Consider the following 24,600-nt stretch of genomic DNA (forward strand, 5'->3'; position numbering starts at 1 on the left):
GCCTGCGACCGCGACTACTTCGGCATCAGCGCGGCGAGGTCGGTGCCGTTGACCAGCATGCGGCCGCCGGGGTCGACCACGAAGTCGTAGTCGCGCGCCGGCTTGCCGTCCGCGGTCTTCGCCTGGCGCCCCAGCAGCTGGAAGACGGTGATGCCGGCGGCGGCGTCCGCGCCATCGGGCTGGGTTCGCAGGAATTTGACGAAGTCGTCGAGCCCCGCGATCCGCAGCGTCGCCTGTGCGGTCACCCCGAAGACGGCCCGCGGGTTCACCGTGCCGCCGCCACCGAGATCGATCGCGCCCTTCGGGGCGGTGATGCGGAAGCTATCGACCGACAGGCGGGCGTCGGAGGCGAGCAGACGGTCGGCGAGCCGCTGCATCGCCTGGGCGAAGGCCTGGTCGCCGTCCGGCAGCGACGAGTCGCCATCGTGCCGGATCTCGGCCTGCATGGCGGCCTCGACGCCGTCCCAGAACAGCGCCTGGACCGAGCGGCTGGGGACGTCCTTCAGCGCGATGTCGATCCGGGCCTGGCGCGGCACCCAGTCGCCGAAGGGCAGCCCTGGATCGAGCGTCAGCTCGTCCATGCCCAGATGCAGGCCGTAGCCGGCCCGGTCGCCGTCCAGCCCGGCATAGGTCTCGCTGTAGGCGATGTCGCCGATCGCGACATTCATATAGGGCGCTCGCATCCGCAGGTCGCTCACGGCGATCTCGGCCTTGTACTGCGACAGCGCGGCGATCGTCGTCCGGACCCGGGCGAACCAGGGCGACAGCTCTGCCGGCGGCGGCTCGTCGTCGCCATGCTCCGCCACCATCGACTGGAACCCGCCGATCACGGCGATCAGGCCGGCAACGTCGAGACCCTCGGCCGACACGCCGTAGCGGGCCTTGGCCAGGTCGAAGCGGAACTCCGACGGGCCGTCGCCGGTGGTCTCGGTCAGGGCGAAGGACAGCCCGTCGACGTCGAGGCCGAGCGTCGATCCGGCAACCGGCTTGCCGGCGACGGGATCGAGCGTGCCCGACAGCCGCACCCGGTCGATCGAGAGGGTCCCCGGATCGGTCTTGCCCGGCCCATCCGAGACGGTGAACCCCCGCAGGTCGAGGGTCACGCCGCCGCCCAGGCCACGGCCAGGGACGGCGCGGTCGAGCCCGCGATAGCCGCCGGCGACGGTCAGCGACTCGAAGCCGGTGGTGCTATCGTCGCCGGCGCCGCGCAGATCGGTCAGCACCAGCTCGGCCTGCGAGGCGCTGCCGATCAGGCCCTGCACCTGCCGCAGCAGCGCGTCCAGCTTGCGCCCGGCATTCGGCGGCTGCGGCGCCTGGGGGTCACGCCGGGCGGCGTCGAGGGTGAAGGCAATCAGCCGCCACACCCGGTCGCGCAGCGCCGCGGCGTCGACATCCTCGAGCCGCCCGCCATAGCGCAGGCGGCCGAGGGTCAGGCCTTCACCGGCCGCGGGATCGCCGGCGGACAGGCCTTCCGCCTCGAGCTGCAGGGCGATGTCCTGCCGCGCCGCACCGGGCCGCTCGGGATGCGGCGTGGTGGCGCTGGTCAGGCTGAGCCGATGCACGGCGAGCCGGGTCTCGCCGTCCTCGGTCACCGTCACGCCCTCGGATTCGTCGATCGAGGCGGTCAGCAGCGACGCGGCGAGGTCGACAGTCAGCTCGGCGCGGCGGCTGCGGCTGGTGAACAGCACCGGCGGCTCGCCCCCGCCCGGCCGGATCTCGCAGCGGACCGGGGTCTCGCCGCTGAGGCGGGTGACGGCCCCCTCCCCCGCCGTGGCGATGTAGCGGTCGCCGTCGCAGCGGATCCGCACCACCCGCTTGCGGCCGTCGTAATCATCGTCGCGCAGCGCCAGCGACAGAGCGGGGCCGGTGACGCGGTACTGCGCGCCGGCCGGCTCGACCGTCCAGCCGCCCTCGAAGATCGGCCCGCCCAGCCCAGGGGTCGCCAGGGTCGGAGTCAGGATTGTGGTCAAGCCCTTCTGCAGGGCGGCGGCGCCCTCAGGCGTCGCCTGGGCAAAGGCCGCGCCGGCCAGCCAGAGCGGGGCAGCCCCCAGCAGGATCGAAACGAGGCGACGCACCATCCATCCTTTCCGGCGCGCGGCGATGCCGCGGCTGCCGTCTCGAGAAATTGGCCTAAGGCTTTGCGTCCTGCAGGATCACGGCGGGGTCGATGCCGTTGACCAGCAGCGCCGGCTCGCCGCCGAGCACGATGTCGTAGTCCCGCGCGGTGTCCCCGCCGAGGTCGACGGCGCGGCCCAGGGCCTCGACCGCGGTGACCCGATCCGCCGTCCGCGTCGTCTGGGGCCGCGAGCGCAGGAAGGCCGCCAGCGGCGCCAACCCGGTCAGGCGTGCTGTCGCCGAGCCGGACACGCCACGGGCGGCCGTCGCATCGGCGCGGATCGAGCCGCGGAGGTCGAGCGCGCCCCCCGCCGCCGTTCGCAGCTGCGCGGTCTCGATCTCCAGGCGGCTTCCGGCTTGGCCGAGCAGGGCCGCGAGCCGCGGCATGACCGCCGGCGTGGGATCCGACTCGATCGCCTTGAGCAATGACTTGAAGGGCACGCCTGTCGCCGCCAACGCGAGGGTGACGTCCTGCGGGGTCCAGTCGGCGACGGTTGACGTCGAGCCGAGCCACAGCCCCGAGAATCTCAGGGTTGCCCGACCGCTACCGGATTCGCTGCCGATCCCCTCGGCATCGGTATCCCAGCTCAGCGTCTTAAGGCCGAACGACCCGCCCGGGACTGTTGCGCGGTAGTCGGAATAGGTGGTGCTGGAGCGGAACCTATCGCCATAGCTGCCGGCCGCCCGGGCAAACGACAGAAGCGCCTGAATCGGAATCTGCGGTGATGCGGGATCGCGCTGCTGGTCTTCGACCAGGTCGACCATACGCATCGTTTCCATGGTGCGCTTCACCACGCCGTCGAAAGCGTAGTCGAACAGGTGCCTCTCACTCTCCACCCGCGAGGCAGTGAAGCGCTCGGTCCCATCAGGGCCGGTGAGGCGCAAGGCCTCGGTGACGGACCGAACGACCAAGTCGCGGCGGCCGGGATGGCCGCTGGGCATGCCACGACCGGATGACTCCAGCCGGGCTGCGGACATCAACGGCGTGGCGGGAGCGCCGCCGGCCTGGATCGTGACGTCCTCCAGCAGAGCCGACCATTCGGTGAAGGCCGCCTGCGTCAGATCGACGACATTGTCCTCGCGGCGGGTCCGGCTGGAGAAGCGGAAGGATTGGCCGCCATGGCCCGTCTTCAGCACGCAATCGGATGGAGCTGCGCTGTGCAGCCGGTAGACGCCCTCGGACAATCGGGTTGCCACGCTGTGGTCGGGCGCGCACCGGAACCGTGCCGACCGCGGGCCTGCCGCGCCGCCTTCCTTCAGGCTGCCCGACAGGGCCGGCCATGTCACCCGGTAGCCGGCGCCGTCCGGCTCGACCACCCAGGCCCCCTCCCAATGTGCGTCGCCATCTCGGCCGACCTCCAGCGGAGTGGTGATCGTGGTCAGGCTCTGCTGCAGCTCGGCCGCCCCCTCCGGCGTCGCTTGTGCAAGAGCCGCGCCGGCCAGCCAGAGGGGGATGGTGCCGAGCAGGATCGGCCCGAGACGGCGCATGGTGGTTCCCCCTCCGGAGCGGCGGCTACTGCTTCGGCATCATCGCGGCCAGGTCGGTGCCGTTGACCAGGATCTTGCCGGCATCGTCGACGACGATGTCGTAGTCGCGCGCCGGACGGCCGTCGGCGGTGGTGGCCTGGCGGCCCATCACCTGCGCCATCGACAGGCCGGCCGCCGCCTCGGCGCCGTCCGGCATGCCCTGCAGGAACTTGATCAGCCCGTCGAGATTGGTGATCCGCAGATCGAGGTCGGCGGTCACGCCATGCGCCGCCGCATCCTTGCCCTGCACCGAGCCTCCGAGATCGATCGCCGCCTCGGGAGCGCCGAAATGGAAGCTGGTGACGTCGAGCCGGCTGCCAGCCCGGCGCAGGATGCCGCCGATCTCCATCATCGCCTGCGCCATCTGCTGCTGGGCCTTGGCCGGATCCGCCGCCTGGTCGGCCGAGGCCTCCATCACCGCCAGATAGGCGGTGCCGACCTCGGCCCAGGGGATGCCACTGGCATTCATCCGGATGGTCGCGTCGGTCGGGATCCACTCGGCGAAGGGCGGCTTCGGCGCCAGCGCCAGCCCGCCCATCTCCACCTCCATCATCCCGGAGCCATTCGGGGTGAACGCGCCGTCATAGCCCTCGGCGAAGCGCACCCGGTCGATCGTTACCTGGACGTCGGGTGCCTTGATCCGCAGATCGGTTATTGTCCCGGCGAACTTGCCGCCGTCACCGGACGCCATCGCGATGCGCTTGGTGACGTCCATCATCTTCTTCATGACATCGGCGGGGATCTGCCCGGCCGCCTTCGGATCGGCCTTCGGGTCTGCGAGGCCCGCAACCATCCCCTCCATCATCACGGCATAGGCGTCGAAATAGTCGCCATAGGCGGCGATGATCTCCCGCACATCCATGCCGTCCGCGGTCATGTCATAGTCGGAGTGGCCGAGACTGAAGCGCTCGACCCCCTTCTCGTCGAAGGCGCTGAGACCGCTGAGCACCATCTTGAAGATGGCGTCGTGCCGGGTCGGATCGGCGGCCGGCCGGAGCTGGCTGGTGCCGGACAGGGTGTTGATCGTCACCTTGCCGGGCCGACCGTCCTGGGCGATCGTGGTGGCATCGGCCCGCCATTCGCCCTCGGTGAACAGCTTCTGGCCGAGGTCGACCACGAAATGCGCCTGCAGGGCCCGGCTGGTCAGGGTGACCTTGGCCTCGCCCTCCGGCTCGGCGACGCAGTTCAGCGGCTGGCTGCTCTCCAGCCGCCAGGTGGCGGCGCCGGTCGAGGCCGCGCGATAGGTCTGGGCGTCGCAGCGCAGCGCCACCGATTTCGCGTCCTTCTCCGAGCCCTTCAGCGTCAGGTCGATGCCGGGGAACACCACGGTGGCGCCGTCCCAGCCCGATTCGACCTTGACCGGGCCGGTGAACAGCGGCTGCTGCTGCACCTGGATGGCCAGGATCGGCTTCAGCATCTCGTTCAGCCCGTCGCGCAGCGCCGCGGCATCCGGCGACGTCTGGGCCAGGGCCCCGCCGGCAAGCCAGAGCGGGACAGCGCCCAGCAGGATTGAGATCGACCGTGTCATGCTTCGCTCCCCCAATGCGAATTCCTGGCCCCGGCGAAGCTGTCTCAGCGCATGCCGAGCAGCGGCTTCAGATCGGTCCCGTTCAGCAGGATGTCCCCGTTCTCGCCGACCACCAGCTTGTAGGTGCGGGCCGGCTTGCCGTCGACCGTGTCCTGCGCGCCCATGGTCTGCAGCACGGTCAACCCCTGCACCATCTCCTCCCCATCTGGCGTAGCCTTGGCGACCTCCAGCGCGGCGTCCAGCCCGGTGACCACCAGCATGGCGTCGCCGGTCATCATCAGCGGCGCCTTGGCGTTCGGCCGCAGCGTGCCGGTCAGGTCGATGCTGGTCAGCGGCGACACGGCCTTGAACGACCGGATCTCGAGCGCGCCGTTGCCGTTCATGACCGCCTGCTGCAGCTGCGCCACCGCGATCTCCGCCGCCTGGTCGGGGCCGAGCGTGGCCGAGCTGTCGAGCATGCCGGTCAGCGCCTGCAGCAGCGCCTGATTCGGCAGGTTGGTCAGCGCCAGGTCGACGGTCGCGCTGTGCGGGATGAACTGACCGAATTCCGGCAGCGGCCGGATGCCGAACTGGGCCAGGTCGAAGGTGATGCGGAAGGTCGAGGCGTCCTTGGCCAGGTCGGCGAGGCCGACGCCGAAGCCGGCGGAAGCCAGCGTCACCTTCTCGACATCGGCCTCACCCGGCGTGACCTCCACCCCGGTCAGCCCGTAGCTGAAGTCCAGACCATCGAACAGCTTCGGAGTGCCCTGGAACACGCGGCCGAGATCGGTCAGGAACTCCTTCGGCATCTCGCCGTCGGCCTGCGGCGGGTAGCGCTTCTGCAGATCCGTCAGCTTGTCGCTGAAGGCGCGCAGCGCCGCCATATTGGCGGCGGCCGCAGTGCCTTCGAGCGTAGCGCCGTCGAGGCGGAGGAGCTGCGCCCCTTTCTCGTCGACGAAGGCGACGCCGGACAGGGTGACGCTGCCGGTGCTGTCATAGGTGTCCGGGCCGACCGCCTTGCTGTCGCCGGTCAGCGTGAGCCCGTCGATCTTGAATGCGCCCTTCGCCTCGGCCGGGTTCAGCGAACGGGCGGAGATCTGGCCCAGCTTGCCGTCCAGCGACATGAAGGCGTGGTATTGCGGGGCGAAGACGCCGCGCAGCGCCTGGGTGCCGATCGTCACCTCGACCCCCTGGTCATCCTTGTCCGGGATCACCCGGTAGGTCGTGGGGATGGTCGCGACCGTGTCCAGCCAGCCATTCTCCAGCGGCGTCAGCACCAGCTCGACCGGGTCGAGGGCCAGGCGGGCGGTGTCGCCCTCGGCGGCGAACAGCACCTCCGATTTCGGAATCACCGCCTTGTAGAACTTGCCCTGGGGCTCGACCGTGATCGGCCCCTGGAAGTTGAACACCACCGTCTTGTCGGCGGTGACCAGGTGGGTGGCGATCCAGTCCTTGAGGCCGAGGCGGATCCTGTCGGCCCCTTCCGCCGTCGCCTGCGCCTGGGCGGCAGCCGGCAGGAGGACCCAGGCGGCGATGCCGGCGGCGAGCAGGTGAAGCGTGCGCATCATATGTTCTCCGCCGAACCGGCCGGAGCCTCTGGCAATAACGTTGCGACCAATGGCCGCCCGCACCGCAGGCGGGGCGGCAGTCTTGCATTAGCACCCGTCAGCGTTCAATTGTCGCTTATGGACCTCGCAGGTGATCGCCCGCGCCTCACGGCCGTGCTCGGCCCGACCAACACCGGAAAGACCCATCTCGCCATCGAACGCATGCTCGGCCATGCGAGCGGCATGATCGGCTTCCCGCTCCGGCTGCTCGCCCGGGAGAACTACGACCGGATCGTGGCGATCAAGGGACGGGCGCATGTCGCTTTGGTGACGGGCGAGGAAAAGATCATCCCGCCCGGCGCGCGCTGGTTCCTGTGCACGGTCGAGAGCATGCCGCTGGACCGTCCGGTCGCCTTCCTCGGCATCGACGAGATCCAGCTCTGCGCCGATCCGGAACGCGGCCATGTCTTCACCGACCGGCTGCTGCACGCCCGCGGCCATGCCGAGACCATGGTGATGGGGGCGGAGACGATCCGCCCGCTGATCCGCAAGCTGGTGCCGGAGGCGGAGTTCGTGACCCGGCCCCGCTTCTCCGAGCTGACCCACACCGGCATGCGCAAGCTGACGCGCCTGCCGCCGCGCAGCGCCATCGTCGTGTTCTCGGCCACCGACGTCTACGAGATCGCCGAGCTGATGCGCCGCACGCGCGGCGGCACCGCGGTGGTGCTGGGGGCACTGTCCCCGCGCACCCGCAACGCCCAGGTCGGGCTGTACCAGTCGGGCGAGGTCGACTACCTGGTGGCGACCGACGCCATCGGCATGGGGCTGAACCTGGACATCGACCATGTCGCCTTCGCCCGGCTGACCAAGTTCGACGGCCGCTTCCCCCGCCGGCTGCGCGCCACCGAGATCGCCCAGATCGCCGGCCGTGCCGGGCGGCACATGACCAACGGCACCTTCGGCACCACCGACGAGGCCGGCACCCTGGACGAGGAACTGGTCGACCGGGTCCAGAACCACCGCTTCGACCCGCTGCAGACGGTGATGTGGCGTAACGCCGAGCTCGACTTCCGCAGCGCGGCCGGCCTGCTGCGCAGTCTGGAGCGGCGGCCGACGCGGCCGGAGCTGCGGCGGATGGCCGAGGCCGACGACCAGCTGTCGCTCGGCCTCTTGATGCGCGATGCCGAGCTGACCGAACGCGCCCGCAACCCGGCGGCGGTGCGCCTGCTGTGGGAGGTCTGCCAGATCCCGGACTTCCGCAAGATGCTGTCCGACGCCCATATCCGCATGCAGGGCCAGATCTTCCGCCAGCTTACCACCGGCCTGGCCGGGCGGCTGGACACCGACTGGGTGGCCGAGCAGGTGGACCGGCTGGACCGGACCGAGGGCGACATCGACGCGCTGGTCGCCCGCATCTCCCATATCCGGACCTGGACCTACATCGCCCATCGCGGCGCCTGGATGGCCGATCCGGGCCATTGGCAGGAGCGCACCCGCGCGGTCGAGGACCGGCTGTCGGACGCGCTGCACGAGCGCCTGACCCAGCGCTTCGTCGACCGCCGCACCGCGCTGCTGGTGCGGTCGATGAAGGCCGGCGGCGAGCTCCTGGCCGCGGTCAACGCGAAGGGCGAGGTGCTGGTCGAGGGCGAGCATGTCGGCAGCATCGAGGGCTTCGCCTTCTATCCCGACGCCACCATCGAGGACGACGACCTGAAGGCGATCCGCAGCGCCGCGCGGCGGGCGCTGAAGGACGAGGTCGCCGGCCGCGTCGGCAAGCTGGAGGCGGCGCCGGACGAGGATCTGGCCCTGGCCGCCGACGGCGTCCTGTCCTGGCGCGGCATCGGCATCGGCCGGATCGCCGCCGGCCCGTCGCCGCTGGCCCCTGCCGCGAGGGTGCGCGACACCGACCTGCTCGACGGCGCCGGCCGCGACCGGGTGGCGGCGCGGCTGACACGGTTCCTGGCCGACCATGTCGCCCGCGAGCTTCAGCCCCTTTTGCGGTTGCGCGAGGCGCCGCTGAGCGGCGGTGAGCTGCAGGGAGCGGGCCGCGGCATCGCCTTCCAGCTGGTCGAGGGGCTGGGGCTGCTGCCCCGGCGGGCGCTGGACGGGCTGATCCACGCCTTGACCGCGGCCGACCGCAGGCAGCTGTCCGGCTTCGGTGTGCGATTTGGGCCGAGCCATGTCTATCTGGCGCCGATGCTGAAGCCGCGGCCGACCGGCTTGCGCGTGCTGCTGGGCGCCGTCGCCGCCGGACGGCCGCTGCCGGCCGCCCTGCCCGCCCCGGCCCGGATCTCGGTGCCTGTCGAAGAGGGCCAGGACGCCGCGGCGCTGGACCTGGCCGGCTTCGTGCCCTGCGGCCCGCGGCGGATCCGTCTCGACCGCATCGACGCGCTGCGCGACGCCGCCGAATCGCGCCGCCGCCAGGGCGGGCTGACCGCCGACCCGGCGCTGGCGCCGATCGTCGGCTGCACCGTCGCCGAAATCCCGGCTATCCTGCAGGCGGCCGGGTATCGGCCGACCCAGGATGACGAGGGACGCGTGACCTATGTTCCGGTGAAGACCCGGCGGCCGCAGGCGCCGCGACCGGCCGCTGCCAGCGCCGACAGCCCCTTCGCCAAGCTCGCCCTTCTGCGTCGCAATGGCTGAGCGCGAGGAGGCCGAGCGGCCGCGGCTGGACAAGTGGCTGTGGCAGGCGCGCTTCTTCAAGACCCGCAGCCTGGCGGCCAAGGTCTGCGCCGGCGGCGGCATCCGCATCGACGGTGTGCCGACCCAGAAGGCGCATGCGGCAATCCGCCCCGGCCAGGTGCTGACCTTCATCCAGGGCCGGCACATCCGGGTGATCGAGATCGTGTCCCTGGCCGAGCGCCGCGGGCCGGCCAGCGAGGCGCAGACACTGTACCGCGACCTGCAGCCGCCGACGCCGGAGGCCGCTCTGCCCCCGTCCGGCGGCCCGCGCCCGACCGGCCGCGACCGCCGGGCCCTTCCGCCGAAGGGCGGCAGCGACTAGATCTTGGCGATGCTGGACCACATTCTCGACTGGGCCCGCGGCGGCGCCGCCCGGCCGATCCCCGACGACCCCACGCTGCGCCGTGCCGTCGCCGCGCTGCTGATGGAAGCCGCCCGGGTCGATGATTCGCTGGACGAGCCGGAGCGCGAGCGCATCCAGACGCTGCTGGCCTGGCGCTTCCGGCTGGGCCCGTTCGAGGCGGCGCAGCTGGGCACCGATGCCGAGCGGGCCAGCGACGGCGCCGTCTCCTGGCACGCCTTGACCCACACCATCCGCCAGCATTGCGACGAGCCGGCGCGCATCCGCATTGTGGAAATGCTGTGGGATGTGATCCTTGCCGATGGTAAAGTCGACGACCTCGAAGCCAATCTGATGCGGCGAGTCGCGGCGCTTCTATTCGTCTCGGACGCGGATAGCGGCGCTGCCCGCCGCCGTGTGCTTGCCCGCAACGGCGCCCCGGCGGCCGCCAATGGAGACCCGGAGTAAACTAAGTATGGCCTATGTGGTGGGTGAAGCTTGCATCAAGTGCAAGTATACGGATTGCGTCGAAGTCTGCCCCGTGGATTGCTTCTACGAGGGCGAAAACATGCTGGTCATCCACCCGGACGAGTGTATCGACTGCGGCGTGTGTGAGCCGGAATGCCCGGCCGAGGCGATCAAGCCGGATACCGAGGCTGATGCCGCGGAGAAATGGGGCGAGCTGAACCGCGAATACTCCACGATCTGGCCGAACATCACCCGCAAGAAGGACGCTCCTGCCGACGCCGACGCTTGGAAGGAAGTCGAGAACAAATTTGCCGAGCATTTCAGCGCGACTCCGGGCGAAGGCAATTGACGATTCGCCGAGTCCGCCGGCCTGCATTGCAAAAAAAGCGTCATGTCGGAGCGGGCTCGGCCTTCATATCGGAAGCGCAACGTATTATAGTACGCGTCACATTCCCGGTGCTGACGACCACTTCCGACCTTCCAAATGCGGGCCGGAATCGATTTCTGCGTCCCTGTTTCGGTGCGGAGGTCACATTCGGTCAGCGGCGCGGCGAAGCGCGAGGCGGCGGCCGTTTACGGCCAACGCCACTGGGTCCGACCACAGAGGGTGACTCCATTGGCAGACATGGCTCAGGAACTTGAGTACGACGTCGGCGACTACGTTGTGTACCCGGCGCATGGCGTCGGCCGCATCGAGGCGCTGGAGACGCACAGCATCAGCGGCATGACCGTGCAGCTGTATGCCATCAGCTTCGAGAAGGAGCGGATGACGCTCAAGGTTCCTGTCGGCAAGGCCAAGAAGTCCGGGCTGCGCAAGCTGTCGTCGAAGGACCGGATCAAGACCGCGCTGGAGACCCTGACCGGCCGCAGCCGCGTGCGCCGCACGATGTGGAGCCGCCGGGCCCAGGAATACGAGGCCAAGATCAACTCCGGCGACCCGGTGTCGATCGCCGAGGTGGTGCGCGACCTGCACCGCGCCACCGACCAGCCGGAGCAGTCGTACAGCGAGCGCCAGATCTACCAGGCGGCGCTGGAGCGGCTGGCGCGCGAATTGGCCGCGGTCGAGAAGATCGACGAGGTCAAGGCCACCCAGAAGCTGGAACAGGTGCTGAAGAAGGCGGCCTGAGCCCGCTCTCTGCGCATACTGAAAAAGGCGGCCTTCGGGCCGCCTTTTCCATGTCCGGCGTCCGGCGCCGGCCGAAGGGGCTGGCTTCATCGGGGCGAGCCGCTAAAATGCAATACAGATGACAGATCCCATCCTTTCCGCGTGACCCGCGACACCGAGAAATTCGCCCGGCTCGGCCGCCCGAGGCGGATCTGGGCCGTCGGCGCCGTGCATGGCGAGGTCGACCGCCTGACCGTGCTGCACGACCATGTCGCCGCCCGGTTCCAGCCCGGCGACCGGCTGGTCTATCTCGGCAACCTGATCGGCCGGTCCGACCGGCTGTACGCGCTGATCGACGAAGTGCTGTCGATGCGGCGGGTCCTGATCGCCCGCCCCTTCGTGCTGGCCGAGGACGTCGTCTTCCTGCGCGGGGCGCAGGAGGAGATGTGGCAGAAGATGCTGCAGCTGCAATTCGCGCCGAACCCGCAGGACGTGCTGCGCTGGATGCTGGCGCAGGGCGTCGAGGGCACGCTGCGCGCCTATGGCGGCCGGCCCGAGGAGGGCATGGCCGCGGCGCGCGAAGGCGCCGTCCGGCTGACCCGCTGGACCAACGGGCTGCGCGAAGCGATCCGCGCCGCCCCCGGCCACAACGCGCTCTATGCCGCGCTGCGCCGGGCCGCCTTCACCGAGCCCCGCCTCACCGAGGATGACGGCATCCTGTTCGTCAGCGCCGGCATCGACCCGAGCCGGCCGCTCGCCGCCCAGGGCGACGCCTTCTGGTGGTCGGCCGCGGGCTTCGCCGGGCTGACCGAGCCCTATGGCGGCTTCCGCCGCCTGATCCGCGGCCACGACCCGGTGGGCGGCGGGCTGCAGCTCGAGGACATGGCGGTGACGCTCGATTCCGGCTGCGGCCGCGGCGGCCGCCTGGCCTGCGGCCTGTTCGAGCCGGACGGGACCCTGGCCGAGATCGTGGAAGCCTGAAAGCCCACCCTCCCGCGTAACAAACCGCCCCGGTCCGGCGAACCATTGGACGAAGGGACAAGCTCCCGCCCGGCGAGGGAACGACGCCATGCGGGAGGGTGTTCGTCTAATCGAGGTCGCGGGACGGATCCGCGGCATCGTTCGGCCGAAGAGGGGGCGTCCATGCCGCATCTCGACGATCCCGAGACCCAGCGCGCCAACCTGAAGTTCATCAAGGCGTCGATGAGCGAGCCGCTGCTGTCGCGCGAGACCGAGTTCGAGCTCGCGAAGCGCTGGCGCCAGGATCATGACGAACCGTCGCTGCACGCCCTGGTCCGGGCCTATACCCGCCTGGTCATCGCCACCGCGTCGCGCTTCCGCAACTACGGGCTGCCGATCGGCGACCTGGTGCAGGAGGGCAATGTCGGGCTGATGCAGGCCGCCGCCCGGTTCGAGCACGACCGCGAGGTCCGGTTCTCGACCTATGCCGCCTGGTGGATCCGCTCGGCGATGCAGGACTATGTGCTGCGCAACTGGTCGATCGTCCGCACCGGCACCACCGCGGCGCAGAAATCGCTGTTCTTCAACCTGCGGCGGCTGCGCGCCAAGATCGAGAATGCCGGCGGCCAGTCCGGGCTGACCCAGGCCGGCCGCGCCTGGATCGCCACCGAGTTGCGGGTCGACGTCGCCGATGTCGAGCAGATGGAGATGCGCCTCTCGGCTTCCGACCAGTCGCTCAACGCCCCAATCTCCGAGGAGGGCGAGGATGACTGGCAGGGCCTGCTGGCCGACACCCGCCCCTCGCCCGAGGAGGTGGTAATCGGCATGCGCGACAACGTCACCCGCTCGCGCTGGCTGGCCGAGGCGATCGGCGCCCTGAGCCCGCGCGAACAGACCATCATCCGCCAGCGCCGGCTGCGCGACAGCGGCGCCACGCTGGAGGAGCTGGGTCGCCAGCTCGGCGTCAGCAAGGAGCGGGTGCGCCAGCTGGAGCACCGGGCGCTGACCAAGCTGCGCGCCTCGATCTCCCGCCGCGTTGCCCAGCCGGAGGAGCTGTTTCTGGAGGAATAGCGCCCGACGCCGTCACTCCATGATCAGCTTGACCCTCGTCCCCCGCGGCGGAAGCGCATTCCCGGGCACGTCGTTCAGCAGCCTGAATCAGGCTTCCGCCGCCTCGCCCCGCATCCGCGCGACCAGCCCGGCGACGGTGTCCCGGCGCCGCACGGGCACGACCGCCAGCCGGAGGGGCCGCACCGCCGCAGCCTCGGCCGCGCCGATCCGGCGGAAGCTCCCGACGGCGCGGCGCATTGCGGCTGCGACCGGGCTGCCGGTCCTGGTCAGCACCAGGAAACGGTCGCGCCGTTCGGCCGATGTCTCGATCACCGCCAGGACCGCTTCCCAGGCCTCCGAGGCGCCGGGCGGCCGGGCCAGGCCCCAGGCCGCCGCGAAACCCCCGAGATCGCCGGCCTCGACGTCCCGCACTCCGCCCATCGCCGCGCCCCACTGATCGAGAGCCGCCCGGGCCGGCAGCATCTCCGGCTGCACCGACTGGTCGAAGACGATGACCGAATCGTCCGGCCCCGACCCCAGGACGCTGCGCCGCCGATGGCTCAGCAGGACGCCCGGCGGAGCCTCCCAGCGGAACCGGGCGGCGGGATCGATCACCGCCCGGCCGCGGAACGCGATCTGGCCCGGCCCCTCGCCCCAGGGCAGGCCTTCGACGGCGTCGAGCCAGGCCGCCTCCCCCGTCTCGCCGCGCGGCAGTGCCGCCACCAGGGCCCGCGCCGCGGCAAGGCGATCCGGGATCTCCGGATGGTCGCCGCCATTCGCGACGGCCAAGGCGAGCTCCGGCCGGCCCGCCAGCGCGGCGTCGAGGCGATGCCAGGCGTCGAGCCGGGCCAGGAAGGCCACGGCCGCAGCGGGATCATAGCCGGCCCGGGCCATGCCCGAGATGCCGATGCGGTCGGCCTCCAGCTCCTGTGCCCGGTCGAACGCCGCCCGGGCCGGGGCACCGGCCATGCCGGCCGGCCGCCCCGCCCGCTGCCCGGCATGGCCGGCGACGACGTGTCCGACCTCATGGGCCAGGACCGAGGCGAGCTCGGCCTCGCTGCGGGCCAGGGCCAGCAGGCCGCGCGTCACCATGGTGCGGCCGTCGGGCTGGGCCGCGGCGTTGACCCGGTCCGAATCGAGCAGGGTGACCGAGACCCGCATCGCGTCGCCGGCCTCGGCGTCGACGATGCGCTGGCCGATGTCGGCAACCCGATCCTGCAGGGCCGGCGCCCGGAAGCGGCCGCCGAATGCGTCCAGCGCCTCGTCCTCGACCATTTCGGCGGCAACGATGCGGGGAGCGGCCGGCAGCAGCGACGCTGCCATCACCGTCAGCAGCAGGTCCCGGCGTGCGAGCCGCATCTCAAGCCCTCGAATCGTTCCACCAGACCATCACTCGACGACCAGCTTGACCCGACTTCCGGGCGAAACGCTGTCACCCGCGACGTCGTTCAGCAGCCGGAACTGCGCCTCCGCCGCCTCGACCCGCATCCGGCCGACGAGACCGGCCACGGTGTCGCCCGGCCGCACCGGGACGACGGCGAGGCGGCGGGGCCGCACTGCGGCCGCCTCGGCCGCGCCGATCCGGCGGAAGCTCTCGACCGCGCCGCGCATGAGGGCGGCAGCGGGGCTGCCGGCCCGGGTCAGGATGTTGAAGCGGTCGCGCCGCTCCGCCGTGGTCTCGATCACCACCAGCAGCGCCTCCCACCGGTCGGGACCGACCGCGACCCCGGCGACGCCCCACGCGGCCGGGAAGCCGCCGAGATCGCCGGTCCCGACGCTTTGCACCCCGCCCGCCCGGCGGCCCCAGACCCGCTCCAGGAACAGCCGCGCTTCCAGCGCCCGCGGCTGCGACAGGTGGTCGAACAGGATCAGCGACTCATCCGGGCCGATGCCCATCACCCGCTGGCGCTGGCGCAGCAGGGCCACGCCCGGCGGCGCGTCCCAGCGGAAGCCGGCGGCGGGGTCGATCACCACCTGGCCGCGGATCGGGACCTGGCCTGCCCCCTCGCCCCAAGGCAGGCCGTCGACGGCGTCGAGCCAAGCCTCCTCCCCGGTCTCGCCCGGCGGCAGCGCCTCGGCCTGGGCCCGGGCCGCCGCGATCCGCTCCGCCGTCTCCGGATGGTCGCCGCCGCTGATCGCCGCCGTCGCCAGCTCCGGCCGGCCGGACAGGGACGCGGCCAGGCGCTGGGCGGCGCCGAGCCGGGCCAGGAAGGCGGGCGCCGCCGCAGGGTCGAAGCCGGCCCGCGCCAGGGCCGCGATGCCGATCCGGTCGGCCTCCTGCTCCTGCGCCCGGTCGAATTCCGCCTCGGCCTGGACCTCGGCCAGCCCGGCGATCGCCGGGTCGACCGGCGGACGCGCCGCGCGCGATCTGGCGTGGCCGGCAACGACATGCCCGATCTCATGCGCCAGCACCGAGGCCAGCTCGGCCTCGCTGCGCGCCAGGGCCAGCAGGCCGCGGGTGACCAGCAGGCGGCCATCCGGCAGCGCCGCGGCATTGACCTGGTCGGAATCGAGCAGCTCGACCGTCACCTTCAGGCGCCCGCCGGTCTCGGCATCCGCCACATTCCGGGCGATGCGGGCGACATGGTCGCGCAGCGCCGGGGCACGGTAGGGACCGCCGAAGGCCGCCCGGATCTCCCGCGCCTCTGGTGTGTCGGCGCGGGCGAGATGCGGCAGCAAAGGCGCAGCCATCAGGCCCAGCAGCAGGTCGCGACGAATCATCAATCCAGCCTCTCGATCTGTTCCATCCGGACCAGGGCGATGCGCGGCCCGCCCGACCAGTCGAGCCAGCCGCGCACCCGGATGCGCCGGCCCTGCAGCGCCGTCAGGTCCTGTCCGGACGCCGCCAGCGCGCTCACCAGCGCCGGCTCCGCCGTCACGGTGAAATCCTGCCGCTGGTCGGTACCGAAATTGAGATAGGCGCGGCCGCGCACCAGCGCCGCCCGCTGCACCTGGCCCTCGACGATCTGGAAGCGGTCGATCTCGCCGCGGCCGAGCGTATCCGCCGATCGCACGGCGAGGCCGGGATCGCCCCACAGGCCGCGGCCGGCGGCACGGGCCTCGGCCTCCACCGCCAGCAGCGCGGCCAGCACCGCCGCGGGATCGGCGCCGCCGGCATCGACCCGGGCCAAGCCGCGGCCCAGCAGCGCCGCCTGGACCCAGGCACCGTCCTCGCGCTGCAGCTGGGCCGGCACCCGGCCATGGCGGTCGGGCGGCGCCAGCCGGGCCGGGCGGACCGATCGGCCCTGCAGCAGCTCGACGATGGCCGCCCGGGCGAAATCGCGCCAGCGGCCGGCCGGGATGTCGAGCGCGCTCAGCCGCACCACCGTGCCGTCGGCCAGGGCGACGGTGCGGCCGTCGGGCACGGATTCGACCGCAACCGGCGGACCGTAGTCGAGCCCGTCCGCCGCCTGGGCCCGGGCGTGGCCGACGGTGCAGAGCAGGATCAGGAGCAGCAGGACGCGGCGCATCGGTGCAGCATAGGCGGATTCGGCTGCGCTCTCGCACCGCAGAGCCTCGCTTCGATCGGCTTTTTGCAAAGCGCCGCCGACCCCTTAGAGTGGAGGGCGAGACTCAGCCCGACAGCGAGACCCATGCCGCGCGACCTGATCTTCCCGACCATCGAGCCCTTCGCCACCGGCCTGCTGCCGGTCGACGACCTGCACAGCATCTACTGGGAGCAGTGCGGCAAGCCGGACGGCGTGCCGGTGGTGTTTCTGCATGGCGGCCCCGGCGCCGGCGCCTCGCCGACCCATCGCCGCTTCTTCGACCCCGGCTTCTACCGCATCATCATCTTCGACCAGCGCGGCGCCGGCCGGTCCCGCCCCCTGGGCGAGACCCGGCAGAACACCACGGAGCACCTGGTCGGCGACATGGAGCAGCTGCGCCGCATGCTGGGCATCGAGCGCTGGCATGTCTTCGGCGGCTCCTGGGGCTCGACCCTGGCGCTGTCCTACGCCCAGGCGCATCCGCAGCGCTGCCGGTCGCTGACCCTGCGCGGCATCTTCCTGATGCGGCCGCAGGAGATCGACTGGTTCTTCCACGGCATGGGCACCTTCTTCCCGGAGGCGCACCGCAGCTTCGTCGAGTTCCTGCCGCCGGCCGAGCGCGGCGACCTGACCCGCGCCTATCACCGCCGGCTGACCGACCCCGACCCGGCGGTGCACCTGCCCGCCGCCCGGGCCTGGAGCATCTATGAGGGCTCCTGCTCCACCCTGCTGCCGAACCCGGAGATCGTCGCCTCGGCCGGCGAGGACGCGCATGCGCTGGGCCTGGCCCGGATCGAGGCGCATTACTTCCTGAACAACCTGTTCACCCCGCCGGACCGGCTGCTGCGCGACATCGACCGCATCCGCCACATCCCGGCGGCCATCGTGCAGGGCCGCTACGACACGGTGTGCCCGATCACGACGGCGGACGAGCTGCACCGCGCCTGGCCGGAGGCGACCTATGTGGTGGTGCCGGACGCCGGCCATTCGGCAATGGAGCCCGGCATCCGCACCGCCCTGGTCGAGACCATGGAGCGGCTGAAGGCGTTAAGCTGACCGGCCGTTCGGTCAATCCGCCAGCCCGCCACCGCGGGCGTGGCGGACCAGGCGCACCAGCTCCTTCCGCGCCGTGTCGGCGTCAGTCACCGGCGCCGCGAAGGCCAGCCGGGCGACGGCGGGACCGAGGCGCAGATCGGCGCCGTCGGCATCGATCCCGGTCATCCGCCAGCCGCTGCCGCTGCGGCCGAGCAGCGCCTGGGCGTAGAGGTCGATGGCATCGGCGTGGTCGCCGTTCATATGGCCGATGATGCCCGGCTCGGCCGCGGTCAGCGCCGGCGGCGGGTCGATCAGCAGATCCTCTGCGTCGAAGCGGTGGATGGCGCCGAAGCCGGCGATCATGTGGCCGCGCGCGACCCGCACCCGCCACAGGCTGAAATCCGGGAAACCGGCATAGCCGGCCGCATCCGGATGCCGCGCCAGATAGCGGGCGCGCAGCGCCGGATCGTCCGCCGGCTCGGCCCGGCCGGAGACGGTCAGGCGCGGCCCGGTCAGCGGCTGGTCGAATCCGGCCGTGCCGTCGAACAGCAGCGCCGCCCGGGAGTCGCGCTCGAGGTTGCCGGTGTGCTCCGCCAGCCGTGAGATCAGCAGCAGCGGCTGCCCGGCGGGGTCGGTCGCGACCAGCACCAGCGAGGCGTAGGGGCCGCCTTCGGCGTCCAGCGTCGCCAGGGCGGCGCGGTCCAGGCCGCGCAGCAGGATCCTGGCCCGTTCGGCCGGGGCGAGCTCTGATATCGTCATCGCGCCGCTACCTCCCTGGTTTTCCTGGGGATTACCTCGTCCGAGTGACAATTTGGCCGCGAATACGCCATATTGGGCGTCCAGCGTCCCCGGCAATGCAAATGTGCCCGCCGGGGGCGGGTTGGTGAGAGTGGAGGGGGGCCATGGCCCAGACCATCGCGCTGGTCGACGACGATCGCAACATCCTGACATCGGTCGCGATGTCGCTGGAGTCGGAGGGTTACGAGGTGCGCACCTTCTCCGACGGCGACGAAGCGCTGCGCGGGCTGGCGCAGAAGCCGGTCGACCTGGCCGTGCTCGACATCAAGATGCCGCGCATGGACGGGATGGAGCTGTTGGGCCGGCTGCGCAAGACCACCAACATGCCGGTGATCTTCCTGACCTCGAAGGACGACGAGGTCGACGAGCTGCTCGGCCTGCGCATGGGCGCCGACGACTACATCAAGAAGCCGTTCTCGCAGCGCCTGCTGATCGAGCGCATCCGGGCCCTGCTGCGGCGCGAGCAGCTGGCGACCGACACCACCCCGGCCGACCCCGCCGCCGTGGTGGCCCGCGGCGACCTGACGCTGGACGGCAACCGCCACGCCTGCCTGTGGCGCGGCGAGACCATCGACCTGACCGTCACCGAGTTCCTGCTGGTCAAGGCGCTGGCGATCCGCCCCGGCCACGTCAAGAGCCGCGACCAGCTGATGGACGCGGCCTATGGCGAGCACATCTATGTCGACGACCGCACCATCGACAGCCACATCAAGCGCATCCGCAAGAAGTTCAAGGCGATCGACACCGAGTTCGGCCATATCGAGACGCTGTACGGCGTCGGCTACCGCTACAAGGAGGCTTGAGCGGACCGGCGGCCGTCCCCTTCTCCGGTCGTGATCCGGAGCCGACCGCCGCGTGATGCCATGACGGCCCCCCCATGACGGTCACGTTGAGAGCCTCCCGCGGCCCCGCGCCGCGCCTCGGCGAGCCGGCCGAGGCCAGCCCCGACGCGATCGGCGCCGCCCCCGAGGCCGCTGCGCCGGAGCCGGCTGCCGAGCCGATCACCGCGACCCCGGTCGGCGGCCGCGCCGTCGACGCGCCGGTCGCGCGCCTGCGCCGCCGCTTCTTCTCCAAGCTCACCGCCCGCGTCCTGGCCGTCAACATGATGGCCCTGATGATGCTGGTCGGCGGCATGCTGTACCTGTCGTCCTACCAGGAGCGGCTGATCGAGAACGAGCTGTCCTCGCTCGACGCCGAGGCCACGATCCTGGCCGCCAACCTGGCCGAGGCGGCGGTGGTCGGCGGCGTTGACACGCAGCAGTCGCTGGACCCGGACAATGCCCGCCAGATCGTGCGCCGGGTGTACCAGACCAACGACACCCGGGCCCGGCTGTTCGGCGCCGACGGCAAGCTGGTGGCCGACAGCCGGATGCTGGGCCAGCCCGGCGGCATCATCGAGGTGCGGCCGCTGCTGGCGCCGCAGGCCAAGGGCTGGTTCCGCGGCATCTGGGACGCGATCTACGACTGGTCGACCGAATTCGCCGGGCCGCGCAAGCGCTGGCCGACCTATGTCGAGCGCCAGGACCAGCAGGCCAACGACTATGCCAGCGCCCGCGCCGCGCTGAGCGGCGGCGTCGGCCGCCAGATCTGGACCCGCGAGGACGGCAAGCTGATGCTGGGCGTCGCGGTGCCGGTGCAGCGCGTACGGCTGGTGCTGGGCGCCGTGCTGATGACCCGCGAGGGCGTCAACATCGAGGGCAACCTGCAGACGGTGCGCGAGGAGATCCTGAAGGTCTTCGCCATCGCGCTGGGCGTCACCATCATCCTGTCGCTGTACCTGGCCGGCACCATCACCCGGCCGATCCGCCGGCTGGCCCGGGCGGCGGAGCGGGTGCAGCAGGGCCGCGGCCGCAAGATCGAGATCCCGGACATGAGCGGCCGGCGCGACGAGATCGGCGAGCTGGCTTCGGCGCTCAGGGCCATGACCGCGGCGCTGTGGACCCGGATCGACGCGATCGAGCGCTTCGCCGCCGACGTCTCGCACGAGATCAAGAACCCGCTGACCTCGCTGCGCAGCGCGGTCGAGACCACCGCCCGGGTCACCGACCCGGCGCAGCAGCGCCGGCTGATGGCCATCATCCTGGAGGATGTGCAGCGCCTGGACCGGCTGATCACCGACATCTCCGACGCCTCGCGTCTCGATGCCGAGCTGTCGCGGGCCGAGACCGGGACGGTCGACATCGGTCGCATGATCGGCATGCTGACCGAGCTGTACAAGGCCACGCTGGAGGACACCGGCCTCAAGATCAGCCTGAGCCTGCCGCCCGGCTCGGCCCTGACCGTGCCCGGCATCGAGGACCGGCTGGTGCAGGTGTTCCGCAACCTGATCACCAACGCGATCTCGTTCTCGCCGCCCGACGGCGCCATCACCCTGCGCGCCCGGCGCGAAGGCGCCTGGGTGATCGCCACCATCGAGGATGACGGCCCCGGCATCCCGGCCGGCAAGCTTGAAGCGATCTTCGACCGGTTCTACACCGAGCGCCCGGCCGGGGAAAAATTCGGCACCCATTCCGGCCTGGGGCTCAGCATCTCCAAGCAGATCATCACCGCCCATCGCGGCCAGATCTTCGCCGAGAACCGCGACGGGCGCCCCGGCGCCCGCTTCACGGTGAAGATCCCCGCGAAATGACGGCGCACATTCACGGCATTCCGTATCGAAGGGGGAACCTCATGACATCGTGCCTGCGCGGGCTGCTGCTCGGCAGCGTCTTCATCCTGGCCGCGGCGCCGGCCTTCGCCCAGACGCCGGCCGCCGTTCCGGCCCCTCCGGCGCCGCCGGCGGTGCTGGAGGAGATGGACGCGCTGTCCTTCGTCACCTGGGCCAGCGCCTCGGTCCGCGACGCCCCGAACGGCACCGCCGAGCTGAAGGAGACCCTGCCCTTCGGGTCGCAGGTCATCGTCACCGGCCGGCTGGCCGTCGGCGGCTGGGTGCGGGTGCAGACCCCGAACACGCCGGTCGGCTACATGTGGGCGCAGACCCTGGCGCCGATGCGCATCGCCATGCCGGGCGCCGCCGCGGAGGGCACGCCCGGCGTCGTGGCCCCGGCCGACGATTCCGCCGACGACACCGTCGGCACCGCGACGCCGCTCGGCACCGTCGGCGGCTCGCCGCTGGCCGCCGAGGGCCGGGTCTCGAACAGCGACCAGACCGACGTCTATGCCATCACGACCGACGGCTGGACCAATCTGAGCGTCGACCTCACCGGCATGACCGGCGACGCCGATATCGAGCTGCGCGACGGCGACGGCGGCACCCTCGGCTCCTCGGCCGCCGGCGGCTCCGACGACGAGCACATCGCCGCGGTGCTCAAGGCCGGCACCTACTATCTCGTCATCACCAGCTATGGCGACGACACGCCGTACCGCCTCTCCGTCTCCGGCACGCCGGGCGAGGAGCCGCCGGCGGATTCGGCCGGGTCCAGCCAATCCGACGCCCGCGACCTGGGCGACGTCACCGGCACCAGCGCCGAGGCCAGCGACTGGGTCGGCCCGGCCGATGCCAGCGACTACTACGCCTTCAAGATCAGCGAGCGGCAGGCCGTCACCATCGGCCTGGCCGGGATGTCGGCCGATGCCGACATCAACCTGGAGGGCGCCGACGGCAGCAACCTGCTGAGCGGGACCAACACCGACACCGATGCCGAGGCGCTGACCGCGACGCTCGACGCCGGCACCTACTATCTGAACGTCTATCCGGCCGGCAGCGAGGCCACCGAGTACCGGGTGACCGTGGCCGGCGCGCCCGCTGCCCCGCCGCCGCCGGACCACGCCGGCAACACCCCGGAGGAGGCCGGCACGATCGAGCGCGTCGGGCCGCAGGCCGTCACGATCAAGGACTGGGTCGGCTTCACCGACCGCGACGACTATTGGCGCTTCACCCTGGTCAACCGCGCCGACGTCACCATCGGCCTGACCATGGACCAGGGCGACGCCGACATCGACCTGCTGCGCGCCTCGGACCAGGAGAGCCTGATCAGCGGCGCGGAATCCGGCACCGATCCGGAGGAGCTGCAGCTGCGGCTGGACCCCGGCACCTATCTGCTGCGGGTCTACTCCTACCAGGGCGACACGCCCTACACGCTGGAGGCCAAGGCGGTGCCGGCGAAATAACGCGTCTTCTTGTCTGATGATTTGCCGTTGCGATTGACAGGGACCAGGGGTGCCGTCCACCTTCCCACCCGCGATGGCGACGATCCATGCGACCTGCGTCGCAGTCGACGGCCGCGGCGTGCTGCTGCGCGGGCCGTCGGGCAGCGGCAAATCCGACCTGGCCCTCCGGCTGATCGATGCCGGGGGGCGCTTGGTCGCCGACGACCAGGTGCAGCTCTCGCTCGAGGGCGGCGTCGTCGTGGCGCGCCCGCCTGCCGTCCTGGCCGGGCTGATCGAGGCCCGCGGCTTCGGGCCGATCCCGGTGCCGTTCGAGCCGGCCGCCCCGGTGCTGCTGGTCGCCGACCTGAAGCCGACCGAGGCGATCGAGCGGCTGCCGGAGCCGGCGATCTGCGCCTATCTCGGCATCCGCCTGCCGCTGGTCTCGGTGGCGCCCTTCGAGGCCTCGGCGCCGGTCAAGCTGCGCCTGGCCCTGGCCGCGCTGGCCCTGCCCGAACACCGTCTCGCCCGATGACCGACATTCCTCAACCGCCGCCCGGTGCGCGTCATCGTCTGGTGCTGGTGTCCGGCCTGTCCGGCGCCGGCCATTCCACTACGCTGAAGACCCTCGAGGATCTCGGCCACGAGGCGATCGACAACCTGCCGATCGCGCTGCTCGGCCCGCTGGTCGATCACTCCGAGGGCCGGCCGATGGCGGTGACCATCGACACCCGCACCCGCGGCTTCTCGGTCGAGGCGCTGGAGGCCGAGATCGCGGCCCTGCGCGCCCGCGGCGACGTCGATGTCCGGCTGCTGTTCGTCGACGCCGACGACGAGGTGCTGCAGCGCCGCTTCATCGAGACCCGGCGCCGCCACCCGCTGGCGATCGACCGGCCGGTGGCGGACGGCATCCGGCGCGAGCGGCTGGAGCTGTATCCGCTGCGCCCCCTGGCCGACGTCGTGGTCGACACCTCGCTGACCAACCCGCAGGACCTGCGGCGCCTGATCGAGGGGCATTTCGGCCTCGACACCGCGCCCGGCCTGTATGTCACGGTGATGTCGTTCTCGTTCAAGCGCGGCCTGCCGCGCGAGGCCGACCTGGTGTTCGATGTCCGCTTCCTCGACAACCCGCACTGGGTGCCGGACCTGCGGCCGCAGACCGGGCAGGACCCGGCGGTGCAGGCGATGATCCGGCGCGACGCCCAGTTCGACCCGTTCATGACCTCGCTGTTCGGCCTGCTCGAACCGCTGCTGCCGCGCTACAACCGCGAGGGCAAGAGCTATCTCACCATCGCCGTCGGCTGCACCGGCGGCAAACATCGATCGGTGTTCGTGGCGGAGACGCTGGCGGCCTGGCTGGACGGCCAGGGCACCCGCCGCGGCCTGGTCCATCGCGACATGCCGACGTAAGGGCTGACAGGAAGGCAACCGGAACGACATGACCACCCACCCGATGATCGGCATGGTCCTCGTGACCCATGGTCGCCTCGCCGACGAGTTCGTCGCGGCGATGGAGCATGTGGTGGGCGCCCAGCCCCAGGTCGCCACGGTCTGCATCGGGCCCGAGGACGACATGGAGCAGCGCCGGGCCGAGATCATGGACAAGGTGTCCGCGGTCGATGGCGGTCGCGGCGTGGTGCTGCTGACCGACATGTTCGGCGGCACGCCGTCGAACCTGGCGATCTCGATCCTCGATCGCGCCAATGTCGAGGTGATCGCCGGTATCAACCTGCCGATGCTGATCAAGCTGGCCTCCGTGCGCAAGACCGACACCCTGACCGACGCCGTGACCGCGGCGCGCGAGGCCGGCCAGAAATACATCAGCGTGGCCTCGGCCCTGCTGAAGCCGGAAAAGCGGAAATGAGCGGCCCGGTATCGCCGGACGCTGC

General features: G+C 71.4%; 22 protein-coding genes. 14 read left to right on the top strand and 8 right to left on the bottom strand.

Annotated elements, in window-relative coordinates; genetic code table 11:
* Positions 1-14: 14 nt before the first annotated feature.
* The 4 genes from QFZ27_RS00430 to QFZ27_RS00445 are packed head-to-tail and all read right to left on the bottom strand — an operon-like array spanning position 15 to position 6,717.
* Positions 15-2,078: a YdgA family protein gene (locus QFZ27_RS00430; protein WP_429224109.1), complete on the bottom strand. Its 2,064-nt coding sequence runs from the start codon at positions 2,076-2,078 to the stop codon at positions 15-17.
* 52 nt (positions 2,079-2,130) lie between these two features.
* Positions 2,131-3,603: a hypothetical protein gene (locus tag QFZ27_RS00435; protein ID WP_429224110.1), complete on the bottom strand. Its 1,473-nt coding sequence runs from the start codon at positions 3,601-3,603 to the stop codon at positions 2,131-2,133.
* A gap of 25 nt (positions 3,604-3,628) precedes the next feature.
* Positions 3,629-5,170, bottom strand: a complete 1,542-nt coding sequence (locus QFZ27_RS00440; protein ID WP_429224111.1) for a hypothetical protein — start codon at positions 5,168-5,170, stop codon at positions 3,629-3,631.
* Between the two features lie 44 nt (positions 5,171-5,214).
* Positions 5,215-6,717, bottom strand: a complete 1,503-nt coding sequence (locus tag QFZ27_RS00445; protein WP_429224112.1) for a hypothetical protein — start codon at positions 6,715-6,717, stop codon at positions 5,215-5,217.
* Positions 6,718-6,834: 117 nt separating this feature from the next.
* Here QFZ27_RS00445 and QFZ27_RS00450 point away from each other — a divergent pair, with 117 nt between their 5' ends.
* The 7 genes from QFZ27_RS00450 (at position 6,835) to QFZ27_RS00480 (ending at position 13,325) form a co-directional block, all read left to right on the top strand.
* Positions 6,835-9,342 carry a helicase-related protein gene (locus tag QFZ27_RS00450; RefSeq protein ID WP_429224113.1) on the top strand — a complete coding sequence of 836 codons (2,508 nt, stop codon included), beginning with the start codon at positions 6,835-6,837 and terminating at the stop codon, positions 9,340-9,342.
* The gene (locus QFZ27_RS00455) at positions 9,335-9,703 is read left to right on the top strand and encodes an RNA-binding S4 domain-containing protein (RefSeq protein WP_429224114.1); all 369 of its coding nucleotides are present in this window, start codon (positions 9,335-9,337) and stop codon (positions 9,701-9,703) included. Before QFZ27_RS00450 ends, QFZ27_RS00455 begins: the two co-directional genes overlap by 8 nt.
* A gap of 9 nt (positions 9,704-9,712) precedes the next feature.
* A complete protein-coding gene (locus QFZ27_RS00460) occupies positions 9,713-10,189 on the top strand; it encodes a tellurite resistance TerB family protein (protein ID WP_429224115.1) in 477 nt (158 codons plus the stop codon).
* 7 nt (positions 10,190-10,196) lie between these two features.
* The gene (fdxA, locus tag QFZ27_RS00465) at positions 10,197-10,538 is read left to right on the top strand and encodes a ferredoxin FdxA (protein ID WP_429224116.1); all 342 of its coding nucleotides are present in this window, start codon (positions 10,197-10,199) and stop codon (positions 10,536-10,538) included.
* Between the two features lie 276 nt (positions 10,539-10,814).
* Complete coding sequence (locus QFZ27_RS00470; protein ID WP_138887935.1) at positions 10,815-11,315, top strand: CarD family transcriptional regulator; 501 nt, start codon at positions 10,815-10,817, stop codon at positions 11,313-11,315.
* A gap of 141 nt (positions 11,316-11,456) precedes the next feature.
* Positions 11,457-12,275: a hypothetical protein gene (locus tag QFZ27_RS00475; RefSeq protein WP_429224117.1), complete on the top strand. Its 819-nt coding sequence runs from the start codon at positions 11,457-11,459 to the stop codon at positions 12,273-12,275.
* A 162-nt stretch (positions 12,276-12,437) separates the two neighbouring features.
* Positions 12,438-13,325, top strand: a complete 888-nt coding sequence (locus QFZ27_RS00480; RefSeq protein WP_429224118.1) for an RNA polymerase factor sigma-32 — start codon at positions 12,438-12,440, stop codon at positions 13,323-13,325.
* A gap of 87 nt (positions 13,326-13,412) precedes the next feature.
* Here the strand turns inward: QFZ27_RS00480 and QFZ27_RS00485 are convergent, their stop codons facing one another.
* Genes QFZ27_RS00485 through QFZ27_RS00495 form a run of 3 tightly spaced genes read right to left on the bottom strand, consistent with a single transcriptional unit; the run spans position 13,413 to position 16,774 of the window.
* Positions 13,413-14,663 (bottom strand): M48 family metalloprotease, encoded by a 1,251-nt coding sequence (locus QFZ27_RS00485; RefSeq protein ID WP_429224119.1) that lies wholly within the window; start codon positions 14,661-14,663, stop codon positions 13,413-13,415.
* 30 nt (positions 14,664-14,693) lie between these two features.
* Positions 14,694-16,025, bottom strand: coding sequence for a M48 family metalloprotease (locus QFZ27_RS00490; protein WP_429224120.1), 1,332 nt, complete (start codon positions 16,023-16,025; stop codon positions 14,694-14,696).
* Entirely contained in the window at positions 16,025-16,774 is a 750-nt protein-coding gene (locus QFZ27_RS00495) for a thermonuclease family protein (RefSeq protein ID WP_429224121.1), read from the bottom strand. The genes QFZ27_RS00490 and QFZ27_RS00495 overlap by 1 nt, the downstream gene beginning before the upstream one ends.
* A gap of 123 nt (positions 16,775-16,897) precedes the next feature.
* On the opposite strand from QFZ27_RS00495, the gene pip reads away from it, so the two are divergent.
* Positions 16,898-17,848, top strand: coding sequence for a prolyl aminopeptidase (pip, locus tag QFZ27_RS00500; protein WP_429224122.1), 951 nt, complete (start codon positions 16,898-16,900; stop codon positions 17,846-17,848).
* A 12-nt stretch (positions 17,849-17,860) separates the two neighbouring features.
* Here pip and QFZ27_RS00505 read toward each other — a convergent pair whose 3' ends face one another.
* Positions 17,861-18,586, bottom strand: coding sequence for a HugZ family pyridoxamine 5'-phosphate oxidase (locus QFZ27_RS00505; protein ID WP_429224123.1), 726 nt, complete (start codon positions 18,584-18,586; stop codon positions 17,861-17,863).
* 143 nt (positions 18,587-18,729) lie between these two features.
* On the opposite strand from QFZ27_RS00505, the gene QFZ27_RS00510 reads away from it, so the two are divergent.
* The 6 genes from QFZ27_RS00510 (at position 18,730) to QFZ27_RS00535 (ending at position 24,575) form a co-directional block, all read left to right on the top strand.
* A complete protein-coding gene (locus QFZ27_RS00510) occupies positions 18,730-19,428 on the top strand; it encodes a response regulator transcription factor (RefSeq protein ID WP_138887943.1) in 699 nt (232 codons plus the stop codon).
* 74 nt (positions 19,429-19,502) lie between these two features.
* Positions 19,503-21,254 (top strand): stimulus-sensing domain-containing protein, encoded by a 1,752-nt coding sequence (locus tag QFZ27_RS00515; protein ID WP_429224124.1) that lies wholly within the window; start codon positions 19,503-19,505, stop codon positions 21,252-21,254.
* A 41-nt stretch (positions 21,255-21,295) separates the two neighbouring features.
* Complete coding sequence (locus QFZ27_RS00520) at positions 21,296-22,735, top strand: pre-peptidase C-terminal domain-containing protein (protein ID WP_429224125.1); 1,440 nt, start codon at positions 21,296-21,298, stop codon at positions 22,733-22,735.
* Between the two features lie 49 nt (positions 22,736-22,784).
* The gene (locus tag QFZ27_RS00525) at positions 22,785-23,246 is read left to right on the top strand and encodes an HPr kinase/phosphorylase (RefSeq protein WP_429224126.1); all 462 of its coding nucleotides are present in this window, start codon (positions 22,785-22,787) and stop codon (positions 23,244-23,246) included.
* Positions 23,243-24,121, top strand: coding sequence for an RNase adapter RapZ (gene rapZ, locus QFZ27_RS00530; protein ID WP_429224127.1), 879 nt, complete (start codon positions 23,243-23,245; stop codon positions 24,119-24,121). The genes QFZ27_RS00525 and rapZ overlap by 4 nt, the downstream gene beginning before the upstream one ends.
* 43 nt (positions 24,122-24,164) lie before the next feature.
* Positions 24,165-24,575: a PTS sugar transporter subunit IIA gene (locus QFZ27_RS00535; RefSeq protein ID WP_026869137.1), complete on the top strand. Its 411-nt coding sequence runs from the start codon at positions 24,165-24,167 to the stop codon at positions 24,573-24,575.
* Positions 24,576-24,600: the final 25 nt, after the last annotated feature.

The organism is Inquilinus ginsengisoli (assembly GCF_050434925.1).
Classification (GTDB): Bacteria; Pseudomonadota; Alphaproteobacteria; order DSM-16000; family Inquilinaceae; genus Inquilinus; species Inquilinus ginsengisoli_B.